13 protein-coding genes and 1 tRNA gene are annotated in these 15,465 nt (G+C 68.6%); 10 read left to right on the top strand and 4 right to left on the bottom strand.

What is annotated here, in order from left to right:
* The 6 genes from ACT84W_RS02620 to ACT84W_RS02595 form a co-directional block, all read left to right on the top strand.
* Positions 1 to 773, top strand: a 773-nt coding sequence (locus ACT84W_RS02620; RefSeq protein ID WP_444328115.1) for an ATP-binding cassette domain-containing protein, incomplete at its 5' end; no start/stop codon positions are given.
* 95 nt (positions 774 to 868) lie between these two features.
* Entirely contained in the window at positions 869 to 1,795 is a 927-nt protein-coding gene (gene nadA / locus ACT84W_RS02615; RefSeq protein ID WP_444328114.1) for a quinolinate synthase NadA, read from the top strand.
* A gap of 87 nt (positions 1,796 to 1,882) precedes the next feature.
* Positions 1,883 to 3,184: an L-aspartate oxidase gene (locus tag ACT84W_RS02610; RefSeq protein WP_432290166.1), complete on the top strand. Its 1,302-nt coding sequence runs from the start codon at positions 1,883 to 1,885 to the stop codon at positions 3,182 to 3,184.
* A gap of 33 nt (positions 3,185 to 3,217) precedes the next feature.
* Positions 3,218 to 4,078, top strand: coding sequence for a carboxylating nicotinate-nucleotide diphosphorylase (nadC, locus tag ACT84W_RS02605; RefSeq protein ID WP_444328113.1), 861 nt, complete (start codon positions 3,218 to 3,220; stop codon positions 4,076 to 4,078).
* Positions 4,075 to 4,623, top strand: coding sequence for a transcription repressor NadR (locus ACT84W_RS02600; RefSeq protein WP_417575680.1), 549 nt, complete (start codon positions 4,075 to 4,077; stop codon positions 4,621 to 4,623). Before nadC ends, ACT84W_RS02600 begins: the two co-directional genes overlap by 4 nt.
* 107 nt (positions 4,624 to 4,730) lie before the next feature.
* Positions 4,731 to 5,639 (top strand): hypothetical protein, encoded by a 909-nt coding sequence (locus ACT84W_RS02595; RefSeq protein WP_444328112.1) that lies wholly within the window; start codon positions 4,731 to 4,733, stop codon positions 5,637 to 5,639.
* 149 nt (positions 5,640 to 5,788) lie between these two features.
* Here ACT84W_RS02595 and ACT84W_RS02590 read toward each other — a convergent pair whose 3' ends face one another.
* The 3 genes from ACT84W_RS02590 to ACT84W_RS02580 all read right to left on the bottom strand — a co-directional run bounded on the left by ACT84W_RS02590 (position 5,789) and on the right by ACT84W_RS02580 (position 8,143).
* On the bottom strand, positions 5,789 to 7,201 hold the full coding sequence (locus tag ACT84W_RS02590; RefSeq protein ID WP_444328111.1) for a Sapep family Mn(2+)-dependent dipeptidase: 1,413 nt from the start codon (positions 7,199 to 7,201) through the stop codon (positions 5,789 to 5,791).
* A 126-nt stretch (positions 7,202 to 7,327) separates the two neighbouring features.
* Positions 7,328 to 7,912, bottom strand: coding sequence for a GIY-YIG nuclease family protein (locus ACT84W_RS02585; protein WP_444328110.1), 585 nt, complete (start codon positions 7,910 to 7,912; stop codon positions 7,328 to 7,330).
* A gap of 156 nt (positions 7,913 to 8,068) precedes the next feature.
* Positions 8,069 to 8,143: transfer RNA gene (locus tag ACT84W_RS02580), tRNA-Val, on the bottom strand.
* Positions 8,144 to 8,317: 174 nt separating this feature from the next.
* Here ACT84W_RS02580 and coaE point away from each other — a divergent pair.
* Positions 8,318 to 8,947 carry a dephospho-CoA kinase gene (gene coaE, locus ACT84W_RS02575; protein ID WP_417575676.1) on the top strand — a complete coding sequence of 210 codons (630 nt, stop codon included), beginning with the start codon at positions 8,318 to 8,320 and terminating at the stop codon, positions 8,945 to 8,947.
* Positions 8,940 to 9,542, top strand: coding sequence for a lytic transglycosylase domain-containing protein (locus ACT84W_RS02570; protein ID WP_417575675.1), 603 nt, complete (start codon positions 8,940 to 8,942; stop codon positions 9,540 to 9,542). The genes coaE and ACT84W_RS02570 overlap by 8 nt, the downstream gene beginning before the upstream one ends.
* 42 nt (positions 9,543 to 9,584) lie before the next feature.
* Here ACT84W_RS02570 and ACT84W_RS02565 read toward each other — a convergent pair whose 3' ends face one another.
* Positions 9,585 to 11,972, bottom strand: a complete 2,388-nt coding sequence (locus ACT84W_RS02565; RefSeq protein WP_444328109.1) for a hypothetical protein — start codon at positions 11,970 to 11,972, stop codon at positions 9,585 to 9,587.
* Positions 11,973 to 12,172: 200 nt separating this feature from the next.
* Between ACT84W_RS02565 and uvrB the strand changes: the two genes are divergently transcribed.
* Positions 12,173 to 14,386 (top strand): excinuclease ABC subunit UvrB, encoded by a 2,214-nt coding sequence (gene uvrB, locus ACT84W_RS02560; RefSeq protein ID WP_444328108.1) that lies wholly within the window; start codon positions 12,173 to 12,175, stop codon positions 14,384 to 14,386.
* A 37-nt stretch (positions 14,387 to 14,423) separates the two neighbouring features.
* Positions 14,424 to 15,465, top strand: a 1,042-nt coding sequence (locus tag ACT84W_RS02555) for an Mbeg1-like protein (RefSeq protein ID WP_444328107.1), incomplete at its 3' end; no start/stop codon positions are given.

Below are 15,465 nucleotides of genomic sequence, written 5' to 3'. Positions count from 1 at the left end.
GTCATCGAGGCGGCGCTGCGCCGTGCGCTCGCATGGGCGCAGGCGCGCTGGGAGGCGAGGGCGTGATGACTGTCGGCAAGAAGCTCGCACCGCATGTGGCAAGCTCGACGGCTGCGGCGGCGACCCCGGCCCCGATCGCGCCGGCTTACGCCCTGTGCGACGTCGAATTCGTCTACGGAGTCGGCTCCGTGCCGGTGCTCTCCGGCGCGTGCGCGGAGTTCGAGGCGGGGCGCGCACACGTGATCCTCGGCCCTTCCGGCGCGGGAAAGACGACTGTACTCCGCCTGCTCATGGGCCTCGAGTCGCCTTCCGCGGGCAAGGTCGCACGCCCCGCGGGCGCGCGGATCGCTGCCGTCTTCCAGGAGGACCGCCTGTGCGACGGTATGACGGCGACGGCGAACATCCGACTTCCGCATGCGGGTCTTCACGGCTCTGAGCTGCGCGAATACGTCGCCCGAGAGCGCGAGGCGCTCTCGGCGGCGGGCATCCCGGCAGATGCCTGCGCACGCCCGGTCCGCGAGCTCTCCGGTGGGCAGCGCCGTCGCGTGGCAATCCTGCGTGCGCTATTGGCCGACGCGGACGCGGTCTTCCTCGACGAGCCCCTTCGCGGCCTCGACGCACAGAGCGCCGCGCGCGTCGCCGATCTCGCGCGCCCGCTCCTCGCGCAAAAGACGGTTTTCTGGGTCACCCACGACCCACGCGATGCCGACCGCCTGCCCAATCCGGTCCTCTGGGCCGTCCGCGACGGCCAAGTCATGTCTGTGAGCCGCTGATTTACTGTCTTGTCACCTGTAATGTCAAGTGTCATACTGTCGCCATTGTCGAATAATGGCCCGGCGGGGGAGCTGGGACCGACGGGAGGCATGGCATGGTATCTGACGAGATGCGCGCGGAGGTCGAGCGACTCAAACGCGAGCAGGACGCGGTGATTCTGGCGCACTATTACGTGACACCCGACGCCCAGGACCTGGCCGATTACATCGGCGATTCCTTCTTTCTTTCAAAGAAGGCCGCGACGCTCGACTGCAAGACGCTCGTCTTTGCCGGCGTGCACTTCATGGCCGAGTCGGCCAAGCTCTTGAGCCCCAACAAGCGCGTCCTCATGCCCGAGCCGACCGCCGACTGCCCGATGGCGCACATGGTCCAGAAGGCCACGATCGACGCGGCGCGCGCCAAGTACGGCGACGACCTCGCCGTCGCGTGCTACGTCAACTCCAGGAGCCAGATGAAGGCCTGGTCGGACGTCTGCGTGACCTCCTCGAACGCCGTGAAGATCGTCCGCGCGCTCCCGCAGCACAACGTGCTCTTCATCCCGGACATGAACCTGGGCCACTACGTCGCGCTCCAGGTGCCCGAGAAGAACGTCATCCTAAACGACGGGTTCTGCCCCACGCACGAGGCCATCGAGCTCGCCGAGGTCCAGGCTGCCCGCCGCGAGCACCCCGGCGCGCGCGTGCTCGCGCACCCCGAGTGTGGCGACTGGGTGCTCAAGGAGGCCGACTTCGTGGGCTCCACCTCGCAGATCATCGCCGAGGCTGTGGCGTCGGACGCGACCGACTTCATCATCGCCACGGTCCACGGCGTCATCCGCGAGCTCGAAGCTCAGACCGCGGGCTCAGGCAAGCGCTTCTGGTTCCCGGCGACCACGCCGATCTGCCCCAACATGGCCCGCGTGACCGCGGACAAGATCCTCGCCTGCCTGCGCGACGGCACCGGCGAGGTCTCGCTGCCCGGCGACGACGTCGCCGCCGGCTCCGCCCACGCGCTCGACCTCATGCTCGACTACGCCAAGTAACCCAATGACGAAAAGGGACAGTCCCTTTTCGTCATCACGATAAAAATGACGAAAAGGGACAGTCCCTTTTCGTCATCGGAGGAAGAAATGGCTGGTACAAAGACTATCGACGCGGACGTGGTCATCGTCGGGTGCGGCGTCGCGGGCCTCTACTGCGCGCTCAACCTTCCGCACGCGCTGCGCGTCGTGCTCCTGGCGAAGACGACCGTAGACGAGTGCGACTCCATGCTCGCCCAGGGCGGCATCTGCGTCCTGCACGACCCGGACGACTACGAGTCCTTCTTTGAGGACACGCTGCGCGCGGGCCACTACGAGAACCGCCTCGAGTCGGTGGACATGATGATCCGAGCGAGCCGCCCCATCATCGACGACCTGATCAAGCGCGGCGTCCGCTTCGCGCGCACCGCCACCGGCGAGCTCGACTACACCCGCGAGGGCGCGCACTCCCGCCCGCGCATCGTCTACCACGAGGACATCACGGGCGAGGAGATCACCACGCACCTGCTCGCCTGCGTCCGCGAGCTCCCGAACGCGACCGTGCTCGAGAACACCTGCATGACGGACATCCTCGAGGGCTTCGACGCCGACGGCCGCCGCGTGTGCCGCGGCATCGTCGCCGAGGACGCGGGCGGCGCCCACCTGCAGGTCAACGCCGACGCGACGGTGCTCGCCACCGGCGGTGTGGGTGGCCTGTACAAGCACTCCACGAACTACCCCTGCCTCACGGGCGACGGCTGCCGCGTGGCCGCCGAGCACGGCGTGCTCCTGGAGCACATGGACTTCGTGCAGATCCACCCCACGACCCTGTGGACCCAAAAGCCCGGCCGCAGCTTCCTCATCTCTGAGTCCGCCCGCGGCGAGGGCGCGATCCTGCTCAACGACGCGCACGAGCGCTTCTGCGACGAGCTCCAGCCGCGCGACGTGGTCTCGGGCAACATCCTGCGCGAGATGCGCCGCGAGGGCGCCGAGCACGTGTGGCTCAGCTTCGAGCGCGTGCCGCGCGAGGAGCTCGAGCACCACTTCACCCACATCTGCGAGCAGTGCCGCGAGGAGGGCTATGACATCTTCAGCGAGCCCATCCCCGTCGTGCCCGCGCAGCACTACTTCATGGGCGGCATCCATGTGAACTCGGACTCCGAGACCACGCTGCCGCACCTCTTCGCGGCGGGCGAGACCTGCTGCAACGGCGTGCACGGCCGCAATCGCCTGGCGTCCAACAGCCTGCTCGAGGGGCTCGTGTTCGCCCAGCGCGCCGCCGACAAGATCATGCGCGACCGCTTCGCCGCGGACACCGCCGCCCAACTCGCCGTCGCCGCAAGCGAGCGCAGCCGCTTCGTCGCGGGCTCGCGCGACGTGACCGACGTGGCGCTTCTCTGCGGCGCCGAGTAACCCCAGCTCATCGTCCCCATAAGGAGCGAAAAAATGACCGATCCGATGATCCAGGCAAAGATGGACGCCGCCATCCGCGCGGCGCTCGAGGAGGACATGCCGTTCGGCGACGTGAGCACGACGGCCGTGATGCCCGAGCCGCGCCCGGGGCGCGTGCAGCTCATCGCCAAGCAGGACGGCGTCATCGCCGGCCTGGGCGTGTTCGCCCGCGTGTTCGCGCTGATCGACCCTGCCGTGACGGTGGACGCCCTCGTGTCCGACGGCGACGAGGTCAAAAGCGGCCAGCACCTGGCGACCGTCCAAGGAGACGTGCGCGTGCTCCTCGAGGGCGAGCGCGTGGCCCTCAACTACCTCCAGCGCATGAGCGGTGTGGCCACCTACACCCACCGCATCGTCGCCGCGCTCGCGGCGGCCGGGGCCTCCACACGCCTCGTCTGCACCCGCAAGACCACCCCTGGCCTGCGCCTCTTTGAGCGCGAGGCCGTGCGCATGGGCGGCGGCCACCTGCACCGCTACGGCCTTTCGGACGCCGTGATGCTCAAGGACAACCACATCGACGCCGCCGGCGGCATCAAGCCCGCCGTCGCTGCCGCTCGCGCGACCGCTCCCTTCACCGCGAAGGTCGAGGTCGAGTGCGAGTCGCTCGATATGGTCCGCGAGGCCGTCGAGGCCGGCGCCGACATCATCATGCTCGACAACATGGATCACGCCGCGATGGCAGAGGCCATCGACCTCATCGACGGCCGCGCGACCACCGAGGCGAGCGGCAACGTGACTGCCGAGAACGTGACCGCCTACGCCGACCTGGGCGTCGACATCGTGAGCTGCGGCGCCCTCACGCACTCCGCGGGCATCCTGGACCTCTCGCTCAAGCACCTCGAGGTCCTCGCGTGAGCACCCTCGGCGATAAGCGCCGCGAGCAGATCCTCGGAACCCTGACCTCGGCGGACGCGCCGACTTCCGGCGCGGCGCTCGCGGCCGCGACGGGGGTTTCTCGGCAGGTCGTCGTGCAGGACATCGCGCTTTTGCGCAGCCAGGGCTGGCCGATCCAGTCGACCAACCGCGGGTACGTGATCGAGCGCGAGGCCACGCGGCCGATGCGCCTCTTCAAGTGCCACCACAGCGTCGAGCAGACCTCCGAGGAGCTCAACCTCATCGTCGACCTCGGCGGGCACGTGCGCGACGTGCTCGTCAACCACCGCGTGTACGGCAAGCTGAGCTGCGAGCTCGGCATCGCCTGCCGCAAAGACGTGCAGGCCTACATCGACCAGATCCGCGCGGGCAAGTCGAGCCCGCTCATGCTCATCACGAGCGGGTACCACTTCCACCACGTGACCGCGGACAACGAAGAGACCCTCGACGAGATCGGGGAGGCCCTCGACAAGGCCGGTTTCCTTGCCCCAAAGACGGACTTTGAGCTAGAGTCTTTTGGGGAATAGGTGCCCGGCGCGCTCCTGGCGGCGCGCTGCCTCGCACGAGCCGGGCTCAGGCGTCTCGTCCGTGCCACCGAGCCCGTCCACGCCCCGACCCTAGCGAAGGAGCCGCCATGAGCGTCAAGCCGTCCGTTCCGCGCACGCTCGCGCAGGTCACGCTGCGCGTCGTGTCCGCCATCATGGCCATCCTCGGCGGCCTCATGGTCCTCGGGGCGGCGCTCGTCTTTGTGTACCGCGACCGGCTGGGCCTTGCCGAGGAGTCGATGTGGACCATCTTCACCTACGGCGGGATCATCCTCGCTGCCGCGGCGCTGCTGATCGTCACGGCGCTCCTGGGACTGCGCGCCTCCGACGATTCCTCGAAGGTCGGCCCGTACCGTGCGCTGTGCTACTTCGTCGGCCTCGTGATCCTCGTCGCCATCGTGTGGGGCTGGGGCATGGGCATGTTCATCCTCTTCAACCCCGTGGTGCTCGTGAGCACCGTGACCTACGTGATCGTGTGCTCGCAGCTCGCGGACAAGGTCGCCTTCGAGCATGAGCACGGCGTCGTCGGCGAGACCTTCCTGCGCACGGGCCGTCAGCGCACCCTTCACCTGCTCTCCGAGGTCATCATCGTCAAGGGCGCGCTCGTGGGGCTTGTCGCCGGCGTCATGGCCGTCGGGTTCTACGCGATGGGCGATGCCAGCTTCGCCTCGAGCCTCGGTGCCTCGTCCGCGGACCTCAAGGGCGTCCTCGCGTCTAACGCCGTGGCGGCCGCGGTGAACATAGCCGTCGGCGGCCTCGGAATCCTGGGATCCAACCGTCCCGAGAAGATCGGGCCCTTCTTTGCGGCTGCGTGCGTCGCGTTCACGCTCGACGCCGTGCGCGTCGTGACGGGCATCGTCATGAGCGGCGCGCTGCTCTCCGCGGGTGTGGATGTCCTGCTCGACCTCGTGTACATGGGCAGCTGCGCCTGGCTCGCCTGGAAGATCTGGCGCCAGCCGCGCGAGCTCGTGGACAAGCGCCTCATCGCGGAGCAGTAGGGGAGCGGCGAGGCCGGGCGTCGGTCGGGCGTCGTAGGCCGATCGACCCGCTGACCGAGCGGATAGAATCGCGGCAACAAGAAAGCGGGCAAGGGAGTGCCTCCCTTGCCCGCCGTTCTTACTGAATGCTTGCTGCGGCCTTCTCGCCGCTACAGCTCCATGAGCCGCGCGATGCTCACGATGTAGATCTTGAGCGCGCGCTTGAGGTCGGCCTCGCTCACGCCCTCGTCGGGGCCGTGCTCCATGCCGACCCATGCGGGCTCGTCGGGGTTCTCCTCGTGCGGGCCGAACGCCGCGGCGCGCTTGAACTTGCGCGCGTAGGTGCCGCCGCCGATGCAGAACGCCTCTGCCTTCTTGCCCGTGTACTCGCCGTAGGTGTCGAGCAGGCAGCGGATCTGGTCGCACTCGGGGTCGATGTAGAAGGGGACCTTGTCCTCGAGCGCGCGGAAGGCGCAGCCGTGCGCCGCGGCGATCTCGCTCATGCGGGCCGTGATGGCCTCGCCCGTGGTCGTGGTCGGGTAGCGCGAGTCGATGGTCTGGACGAAGTGCCCGTCGACGGTGCGGACGGTGCCCTCGACACAGGTGAGGGGGCCGAACTTCTCGTCGTGCGCGGCGATGCCGGTGCTCGTGCCGTCGGTGTCCTCGGTGAGAAGCGCCTGGAGCTCGATGAAGGGGCGCGCCGCGTCGTCCACGAGGCCGGCGCCCAGCAGATAACGGGCGAGGAGCCCGATGGCGTTCACCGTGCCGGCGGGCAGGGACGCGTGGCCGCCCTTGCCGTGGGCGGTGATGCGCGCGAGGCCGTTGCCGACGGCCTCGACCTCGATGTTGTCGGCGGCGGGCAGCGAGGAGGCGTCGGCGCGGACGACGGCGGTCGCGAGGCCGCAGACGGCGTTGGCCACCGTGCCGCCGTCAAGCTCGACGATGCTGCCGCCGGCGACGGGCTCGGCGGTGCGGAACTCTCCCTGGTAGACGCCCTTCTCGCCGCAGATCAGCGGGAAGTCGGCGTCCGGGCTGAAGCAGAACAGCGGCTCGGGGCAGCACTTGAGGTAGTGCTTGACGTCGGCCATGGCGGTCTCTTCGTTGTTGCCGATGATGCAGCGCAGGGTGTAGGGGAGCTTGCGGCCCGTGGCCTCGACCTGGCGGGCAAAGAAGTGCGCCGCGTAGAGCGAGAGCACGAAGGGCCCCTTGTCGTCGAGGACGCCGCGGCCGATGAGGTATCCGTCTTTGCGCGTGACGTCGAGCGCCGGGAAGGTCCAGCCGAGGCCGAGCGGCACGATGTCGGTGTGGGCGATGGTGGCGATGTAGTCTTCGGAGACGCCGGGGAGGTCGCCGTAGCCGATGTGGCCGTCGAGGTCGGTGACCTCAAGGCCGAGGCGGGAAGCGATCTTCTCGGCCGCGACCAGGGCGTCGTTGGCCGCCGGGCCCCAGGGCTTGCCGGGCTCGGCGTGCTCGAGGTCCTCGACGGACTCGATCTTCACGAGGGTGCGGATGTCTGCGACGACGTCCTCCCAGACCTCGTCGACGAACGCGTCGACGTCCGCCTTGAGCTGCTGCTCGTCCATATGTCCTCCTTGTGTGGGTTGCTTTGCCCAGCTATCTTACCGCGATGACGAAAAGGGACAGTCCCTTTTCGTCATTACAAAAAGAGGAGAGGCTCTATGCGCCTTGTTGTGCCTTGGCCCCTGCGCCTAGTTGCGGTTGCCGCGCGTGCGGTTGTAGCCGCGCCCGTAAGCGTCGTAGGCGGCGATGGCGTCGCGCTCGAGGGCGTCGAGGCTGGCGTAGCCGCTCTGCGCGAGCGAGACGACGCTGATCCGGAAGTCGTCGCCGTACTTGAGGTCCGCGTAGACGTCCCCGTTGCCGTGGCCGGTGAGGTGCTGGGTCACGCGGCCGACCACGCGGACGCTCTGGCCGACATAGTAAAGGTCGCGTGTCGCGTTGTGGATCACGTAGACGCCGGTGAAGTCGCCGTCGGCCGTCAGGCGGTCGCGTGCGGCGAGGAACTCCTGGGGCGAGACCCCGGGGGAGGCGAGGCCCCAGACCTGCTCGCGCAGGTTCTTCTCGCGATGCTGGAGGTGCGACCCGTATGCCACAAAGAAGCCCGCGAGCGCAAGACAGGCGATTGCGGCCCAAAGGCAGAGGTCGCGCAGGAAGCTCGCGCCCGCTGCTCCTGCAGCGCCCGCCGCGCCGAAGCCGTCTGCGCGCGCCGTCGAGTAAAGGCACAGGAAGACGACCCCGGTGGCCAATAGCGCCGCCGCCGTGCGGAAGTAGTGCATGTGGGTGCGTTGACGGGAGTCTGCCATGGCGGGCCAATCGAGCCGGGGATGGACCCCTGGCCTGGCGCGGGCTATGCCCCTTGGGTTGGCGAGCCCCCGGCCTGGTCGTGCTTCTTACCAAAAAAGCCCAGGACCGAAGTCCTGGGCTTGAGTTTATGGTGGGCGTTACAAGATTTGAACTTGTGACCTCTTCCGTGTCAGGGAAGCGCTCTCCCCCTGAGCTAAACGCCCGAAGCTTGGGGTGCGCGTTTTCGCGCGAGGAATAATATACCGAAGCCGATGCGTTCGCGCAACCCTTTTTTTGAAAAACTTTTTGGCGGGCGGAAATTGCCCCGGCGGCGCGGCCGCTGTGAGAAGATATACCCGTGCTCCAAACACACCTCAACCATCGCAGGGGGCAATCCCATGTATACCGTTTTCCTTGCCGGGGGCATAGCCTCGGGCAAATCGTCTGTCGCCCGCGCGCTCGAGCGCCGCGGCGCTTGGCGCATCGACCTCGACCAGCTCTCGCGCGCCGTCCTCGAGCCGGGCTCCGAGTGCGTCGACGAGGTCGCGGCCGCCTTCGGCGATGATCTCGTCGACACTTGCACAGGCGCCCTCGACCGCGGCGCCCTGGCGCGCCGGGCCTTTGCCGATGCCGAGTCGACCGCGCGCCTGGAGGCCATCGAGCTGCCCTATATCCGCCGGATGCTCGTCCGCATGCTCGAGGGGGAGGGCTGTTGCCAGACCAATCCTCGCGTGTGCGTCGTGGAGGTCCCGCTGCTCGACCGGATGGAGCCCATGCTCAACCTCGCCGACGAGGTTCTCGTGGTCGACTGCCCGCTCGAGGTGCGCCGCGTGCGCGCCCAAGGGCGCGGCATGGATGTCGCCGACTTCGACCGCCGCGCCGCGCTGCAGCCGAGCGACGAATATCTGCGCGAGCACGCGACGACGATCCTGGACAACTCCGGCGGGCCGTCTGACCTGGCCGCGAGAGTGGATGAATGGTGGGCTTCTCGCGAGGCCGCGAGATGGAAAGAGGCGCGAAATGGCTAAAGCGAAGGGCAAGGCACAGAAGGACGCGAGGTTCTTCCGTTGGTTCCGCGTGCTGCCGCTGCTCGTGCTCGCGGTGACGTTCGCCGCGTGCGCCACCCTGGCCGCCGCGCCGACCACGCTGGTCGCGCAGACCTTCTTTCCGGTGAAGTACGCCGACGCCGTCCGCGCCTCCGCCGAGCGCCACGGAGTGGACCCGCTGCTCGCGGCCGCCGTTGCCAAGTGCGAGTCGGGCTGGGACGCGGACGCGCGCTCCGCGGCGGGCGCCGTGGGCGTCATGCAGGTTATGCCCTCGACCGCCGAGGACCTGGCGGACCAGGGCGTCGTCGACGCGGGGGCGTATGCGCCGGAGAATCTTGCCGACCCCGTGACGAACATAGAGTACGGCTGTGCCTACCTGGGTGTTCTCCAGAACGAGCTCTCGAACGAGGATGAGGTCATCTGTGCCTACAACGCCGGGCTCGCCGCGGTCCAGAACTGGCTCGACGGCGGCGGCAAGGTGGGGGACAAGGTCGACTACGCCGAGACCAAGGCGTACCTAGAGCGTGTGAACGTCGCCTACGACGGATACAAGAGCTGTTACCCGAACGGGTTCTAGCGTCCTTGGAGCGCGGCGCCGCGGGCGCCCCCCGTGCCTTCCCTAGGGCCTCGTGGGCACAAGCGAGGTGTAGACGTCCAGCAGGGCGTCGTCGTTGCCCGCCTCGAGCAGCACGCCCGCGAGCGGCCGCGCGGCCGAGAGCAGCCCGGCATCGGCGCAGGCAACGGCGGCATCGCGCATCATCGTGCGGAGCCCCTCGACGTCCCCGTAGGGGATGCCCTCCGCGACGATCGTCTCGCGGGCTTCTTCGCGCGAGAGCTTGCCGAGCCGCTTGTCCGCCGCGAGCACGTCGGCGAGCTCGCGCGCGGCGCGGTCGCGGACGCATTCGTGCAGCTCCATTGCGCGCTGATAGCACGCCACGCTGGTCCTGCCGCGCCCGAGCTTCCACTCCATGAACGCCAGACGATAGAAGCAGATGGACATCTCGCGGACGTTGCTCGCGCGCTCGATGGCGAGCTCGAGGACGTCGACGGCCTCGTGGACGCGCGAGAGCTCCTCCAGGCAGCGGACCTCGGTGAGCGCCGCGTCGGTGGTGTAGGGCGCGATGCGCACGTCCTCGCGCGCGTGGGCGAGGGCCTCCTCGTGCCTCCCGAGCGCGACGAGCAGCTGGGCCGCCTGTGCGTGGGCCGCATAGTATTCGTCGGGAACGAGCTGCAGCTCACGGCCATTGTCGTCGGCCTCCAGGTTGTAGCGCACGCGCTCGGCGGTCGAGTTGAAGTAACGGAACACGTTCTCGGTGTCGTCCTCGTAGCGGGCGGTCTGGGAGGCGGGCTCGAGCGCCGCGTCGAGGCGGGCGAGGACGTCCTCGACCTCCTCGGCGGTGTGGCCCGGCTTGCCGTTGATCCGCAGCGCGGCGTCGCGCACGGTGGTCGCGAGCTCGCCGCCCTCGACGAAGAGGAGCGCCATCGACTGGCGGTCGAACACATCGATGTCCCCGTCGACGAGCGCGCGGCTCACGCGCTCGCACGCCTCGGCGACGGTGCGGTCGGTCGCCTTCTGGCGGCGGGCCTCGAAGGCGGCGACGGCGCGTCGCGTGCTCGCGCCGAGCCAGCCGGCGGCCTCGTTCCACGCCTCGATGCGCACGAACTTCTCGTTGATGCCGAGGTCGGAGACGGCGCGGGACTTGGTGGCGACGGCAACGGCGTCGGGCGCGGGAAGGTGGTTCTCCTCAACGCCTTCCCAGCGGGAAAGAGGGGCGACGGCGTCGTCCCAGACGGTCATGATGGGGTCGACGGGGGCCAGTCGCCCGTCCGCGGTCGCGTACCAGCGGATGCCGAGGCCCTGCGGCAGCTCGCCCACCAGCAGGGCGCGGAGCTCGTCGCGCAGGCGGTCGAGGCCGCTGCGCGTGAGGTCGATGCTGATCACGGGGGTGCGCGTGCCGTGCTCGTGGCCGTTGACGACCACGCGCTCGATGCGGCCGGACGCGCCGAACGCGCCGCGCCCGAGCGCGAGGCAAAGCCGCATCGCGTAGCTTCGCGACCATGCGGCGCGGCCCGCCTCGTCGGACGCGACCGAGACGAAGACCTGCGGCCTCGGCACCTCGACGTCAACCACGGTGAGCCCATCCGCGATGTTCACCTGGAACGACACGGCGACGCGCAGGGGCGCGGGCAGGCTCTCGGCGAAGTCTGCGATGGCGAGGCGCGCCGCCCACTCGCCGCCCTCCTCGGCGCCCTGCGCGAGGAAGGTGGTCGACTCGTCGGGCGCGCCGAAGGGGTCGAGCCCGTCGACGGCGCCGAGGATCCTCGCGATGCGGTCGTCGAGCGCAGCGACGTCGGCGGGTGCGGAGCCGTTCACGGACGAGGCCTGGTAGTGCAGATCATCGGTGAGGTTGAGCAGGAGCTCCGCGGCGAGCATGCGGTCATAGTCCGCGTCGGGGAGCTCGTCGGCGGCGTAGAGCCACCAGTGGCCGCTGCGCTGCAGCATCTTCGCCTCGACGCGCGGGGCGCCGCTCCACCCGAGCAGCCCGGAGCGCTCCACGAGCGCGCGGAGGTCGGCTGGGGCGTCTCCGTGGCGGACGAGGTCCGCGAGGCTCGCGATGACGTTGGAGCTGCGCAGGACGAGGTCGTCGAGCTCCTCGTGGGGGTCGCGCTCGGGCGCGGCAGGGGCGGGTGCCTCTTCCGTGTCCGGTACAGCTGCGCCGTCGGCGGGGGAGGACGACGCCGGAGCCGCAGGCTGAGCGCCTTCGTCTTGGGTCTCCGGCTTTGCCGCGGGCATTGCCTGGCCTTTTGCCGGCGATGCGGCGGGCGTCGAGAGCGGGACCAGGTCCCCGCGCTTCTTTGTGGCAAGGCGCTGACACGCCCAACATACGAGCGCGCCGAGGACAAAGGCGAACGGCGCCGGTCCGCAGGCTGCGGCCGCGACCAGCGCGGCGACCGCTAAGGCCGCCGCTGCGCACTTCTTTGTATGCTGCCTGCCGTCTTTTGCCAACGTTACCCTCCATGATCTGCTCCTGGTTATTCTATCCAACGTCGCGGGTGGTCATTCGCCGAGCGCCTTGGGGCCCGAGCCTGGCGCCGTGCGCGATGGGGCCGCGCCGCACGCCCTCATCGCGCAGTCGCGTCCTACTCTCGATTTGGTACACTTGTACGAATCGAATCCTTCGAGATCCTGTGGCGAGAGGAGCGCATATGGCGGACGAGCGATTCGGCGGCGAGCTGCGCCGCTTCGGGCGCGAGAAGGCCGGCGAGCCCCTGCGCGTCGTCTCTCCCTACGAGCCGGCGGGCGACCAGCCCCAGGCCATCGCCAAGCTCGCGAAGGGCGTCGAGGACGGCCTGCGCTACCAGACCCTTATGGGCGTCACCGGCTCGGGCAAGACCTTCACCATGGCAAAGACCATCGAGGCCCTGAACCGCCCCACGCTCATCATGGAGCCCAACAAGACTCTTGCCGCCCAGGTCGCGTCCGAGATGCGCGAGTTCTTCCCGAACAACGCGGTCGTGTACTTCGTCTCGTACTACGACTACTACCAGCCCGAGGCCTACGTTCCGCAGACCGACACCTATATAGAGAAGGACTCCTCCATCAACGAGGAGGTCGAGAAGCTCCGCCACCAGGCCACCTCGAGCCTGCTGTCCCGCCGCGACGTGATCGTGGTCGCGTCCGTGAGCTGCATCTACGGCATCGGCAGCCCGCAGGACTACGCGGGCCTCGCGCCCAACGTGAGCAAGGACGAGGCGCTCGAGCGCGACGACCTCATCAAGTCCCTCATCGACATCCAGTACGACCGCAACGACTACGACCTCAGCCGCGGCACGTTCCGCGTGCGCGGGGACACCGTGGACGTGTTCCCCCCGTACGCGGAGAATCCGCTGCGCGTGAGCTTCTTTGGCGACGAGGTCGAGCTCATCGCCGAGGTGGACAACGTCACGGGCGAGATCGTGCGCGAGTTCGACGCCATCCCCATCTGGCCGGCGTCCCACTACGTGACCGAGCGCCCGAAGGTCGGCCGCGCCCTCAAGACCATCAGCGAGGAGCTCGAGGCCCGCGTGGCCGAGCTCAAGGCGGCGGACAAGATCCTCGAGGCCCAGCGCCTCGCGCAGCGCACCGCCTACGACCTCGAGATGCTCGAGACCATGGGCTTCTGCAACGGCATCGAGAACTACTCCCGCCACCTCGACGGCCGCAAGCCCGGCGAGCCGCCCTACACCCTCATCGACTACTTCCCGTCGGACATGCTCTGCATCATCGACGAGAGCCACGTGACGGTGCCGCAGATCCGCGGCATGCACGAGGGCGACCGCTCGAGGAAGATCACCCTGGTCGAGCACGGGTTTCGCCTGCCGTCGGCGCTCGACAACCGCCCGCTGCGCTTCGACGAGTTCGAGGGGCGCGTGCCGCAGTTCATCTACGTGAGCGCGACGCCGGGAGACTACGAGGAGTCCGTGAGCCAGCAGCGCGTGGAGCAGATCATCCGCCCGACGGGGCTCCTGGACCCGGAGGTCGAGGTGCGCCCCATCGAGGGCCAGATCGACGACCTCATCGACGAGATCAAGGCCACGGTGGCAAAGAAGGAGCGCGTGCTCGTGACCACGCTCACCAAGCGCATGGCCGAGGACCTCACCGACCATCTGCTCGACGAGGGCATCCGCGTGAACTACATGCACTCCGACACCGCCACGCTCGACCGCGTGGAGATCATCCGCGATCTGCGCGAGGGCCGCATCGACGTGCTCGTGGGCATCAATCTTTTGCGAGAAGGGCTCGATATCCCCGAGGTCAGCCTCGTGGCCATCCTCGACGCGGACAAGGAAGGCTTCCTGCGCAACCGCCGCTCGCTCATCCAGACCATGGGCCGCGCCGCGCGCAACGCCAAGGGTCGCGTGGTCATGTACGCCGACGTGGTCACCGACTCCATGCGCGTGGCCATCGACGAGACGCGCCGCCGCCGCGAGATCCAGATGGCGTACAACGCCGAGCACGGCATCGTGCCAAGGACCGTCCACAAGGCGGTCAACGACATCAGCGCGTTCATCTCCGAGGCGGACGAGAACGTGGGCAAGCGCAAGCGAAGCCGCGGCGACGAGCTCGGCCACGGCGCGTTCTACACCGCGTCGGGGGAGGGCGCCGACGAGCAAGGGGCCCCGGAGGACCGTCATGTAATGGACCTCGACGAGCTGACGCGCCCTGAGCTCGAGGAGCTGGCGAGCGGCCTGCAGACCGAGATGTCGCGCGCCTCGGAAGAGATGGACTTCGAGCGAGCCGCCGCCGCCCGCGACCAGCTCGTGGAGGTAAAGAGCCGCCTGGAGGGCGCGAGCGCGGACGACGTGATGGCCCGCCTCAAGGCCGGCGCCCGCAAGGGCAGCGCCCACGCCACCCGCCGCCGCTGGAAACCGAAGAAATGACGAAAAGGGACAGTCCCTTTTCGTCATTGGAGCGGATATGAACATCATCGATTACCTCGGGTCGGAGTTCCAGACGCTCGACGAGCGGCCGCTCGGCGACGTGGACAGCCTCGTGCTCGCGTGCCTCTCGTACTATCGGCTCCCGCGCTCGGCGCGCGGGGCGCGGGGCGGCAAGGGCTGCGAGCTCCACAGGATGTACCGAGCCGAGTGGTTCGAGAACATGACGCGTGACCTCTGGGACCCCGAGGGGCTCATTCGCCTGCTCGCGGCGGCGATTGCCTCGCCGCGCCTGCGGGGCGTCCGGCTCTCCGACTTCGTGGACGAGACCGATGGCGAGGCCGAGAAACAGTTCGCCGCCTGTACGCTGCGCTTCCCCTCGGGCGACGCCTACGTGAGCTTCCGCGGGACGGACAACTCTCTCGTCGGCTGGAAAGAAGACCTCAACATGGCCTTCGAGGCCGACGTTCCTTCTCAGCGCTCGGCGGTCTCCTACCTCGAGCGCGTGGCGCTGACGGTTCCTGGCAAGCTCTACGTCGGTGGGCACTCGAAGGGCGGAAACCTCGCGGTGTACGCGGCGATGAGCTGCTCGGTGCCGGTGTTCGAGCGTATAGAGAAGGTCTTCTCGCACGACGGGCCTGGTTTCACGGCAGAGGCGCTGGCCTCGGCCGACTTCGCCGCCCGCAGCGGCAAGGTGAGCAAAACCGTTCCGGAGTCGTCCCTCATCGGGATGATGTTCGAGCAGCAGGAGCCGTACTCGGTCGTGTGCTCGACCGCCTCGGGCTTCCTTCAGCACGACCCGTTCAGCTGGGTGGTCGAGGGGACCGACTTCGCCCGCGCCGACTCGGTCTCGCGTGGGGCGGCGCTGCTTGACCGCACGCTCAATCAATGGATCTCCGGCACGAGCCGCGCGGACCGCGCCGGCTTCGTCAACGCGCTGTTCTCGATCCTCTCGGCGCCCGGGGAGGACACGTTCTCGGGCCTCAAAGGCAACCTGTCCGAGACGGTGCCCGTCATGTTCTCTCAGCTCACGGACTTGAGCGCCGAGCAGCGGGGGTATCTGGTCCACGCCGTTTGGGGCC

The organism is Paratractidigestivibacter sp., from assembly GCF_052362415.1.
In the GTDB taxonomy this organism is placed as follows: domain Bacteria; phylum Actinomycetota; class Coriobacteriia; order Coriobacteriales; family Atopobiaceae; genus Paratractidigestivibacter.
The sequence above is the reverse complement of the archived record's forward strand: the minus strand, read 5'-3'. Positions and strand labels throughout refer to the sequence as shown.

Excerpts from the sequence above, each read along its gene's own strand:
- ACT84W_RS02590 (WP_444328111.1), bottom strand. The coding sequence starts at position 7,201 with ATGGACGAGCAGCAGCTCAAGGCGGACGTCGACGCGTTCGTCGACGAG.
- ACT84W_RS02570 (WP_417575675.1), top strand. The coding sequence starts at position 8,940 with ATGGCTAAAGCGAAGGGCAAGGCACAGAAGGACGCGAGGTTCTTCCGT.
- nadC (WP_444328113.1), top strand. The coding sequence starts at position 3,218 with ATGACCGATCCGATGATCCAGGCAAAGATGGACGCCGCCATCCGCGCG.
- ACT84W_RS02610 (WP_432290166.1), top strand. The coding sequence starts at position 1,883 with ATGGCTGGTACAAAGACTATCGACGCGGACGTGGTCATCGTCGGGTGC.
- ACT84W_RS02595 (WP_444328112.1), top strand. The coding sequence starts at position 4,731 with ATGAGCGTCAAGCCGTCCGTTCCGCGCACGCTCGCGCAGGTCACGCTG.
- ACT84W_RS02585 (WP_444328110.1), bottom strand. The coding sequence starts at position 7,912 with ATGCACTACTTCCGCACGGCGGCGGCGCTATTGGCCACCGGGGTCGTC.
- coaE (WP_417575676.1), top strand. The coding sequence starts at position 8,318 with ATGTATACCGTTTTCCTTGCCGGGGGCATAGCCTCGGGCAAATCGTCT.
- nadA (WP_444328114.1), top strand. The coding sequence starts at position 869 with ATGGTATCTGACGAGATGCGCGCGGAGGTCGAGCGACTCAAACGCGAG.
- uvrB (WP_444328108.1), top strand. The coding sequence starts at position 12,173 with ATGGCGGACGAGCGATTCGGCGGCGAGCTGCGCCGCTTCGGGCGCGAG.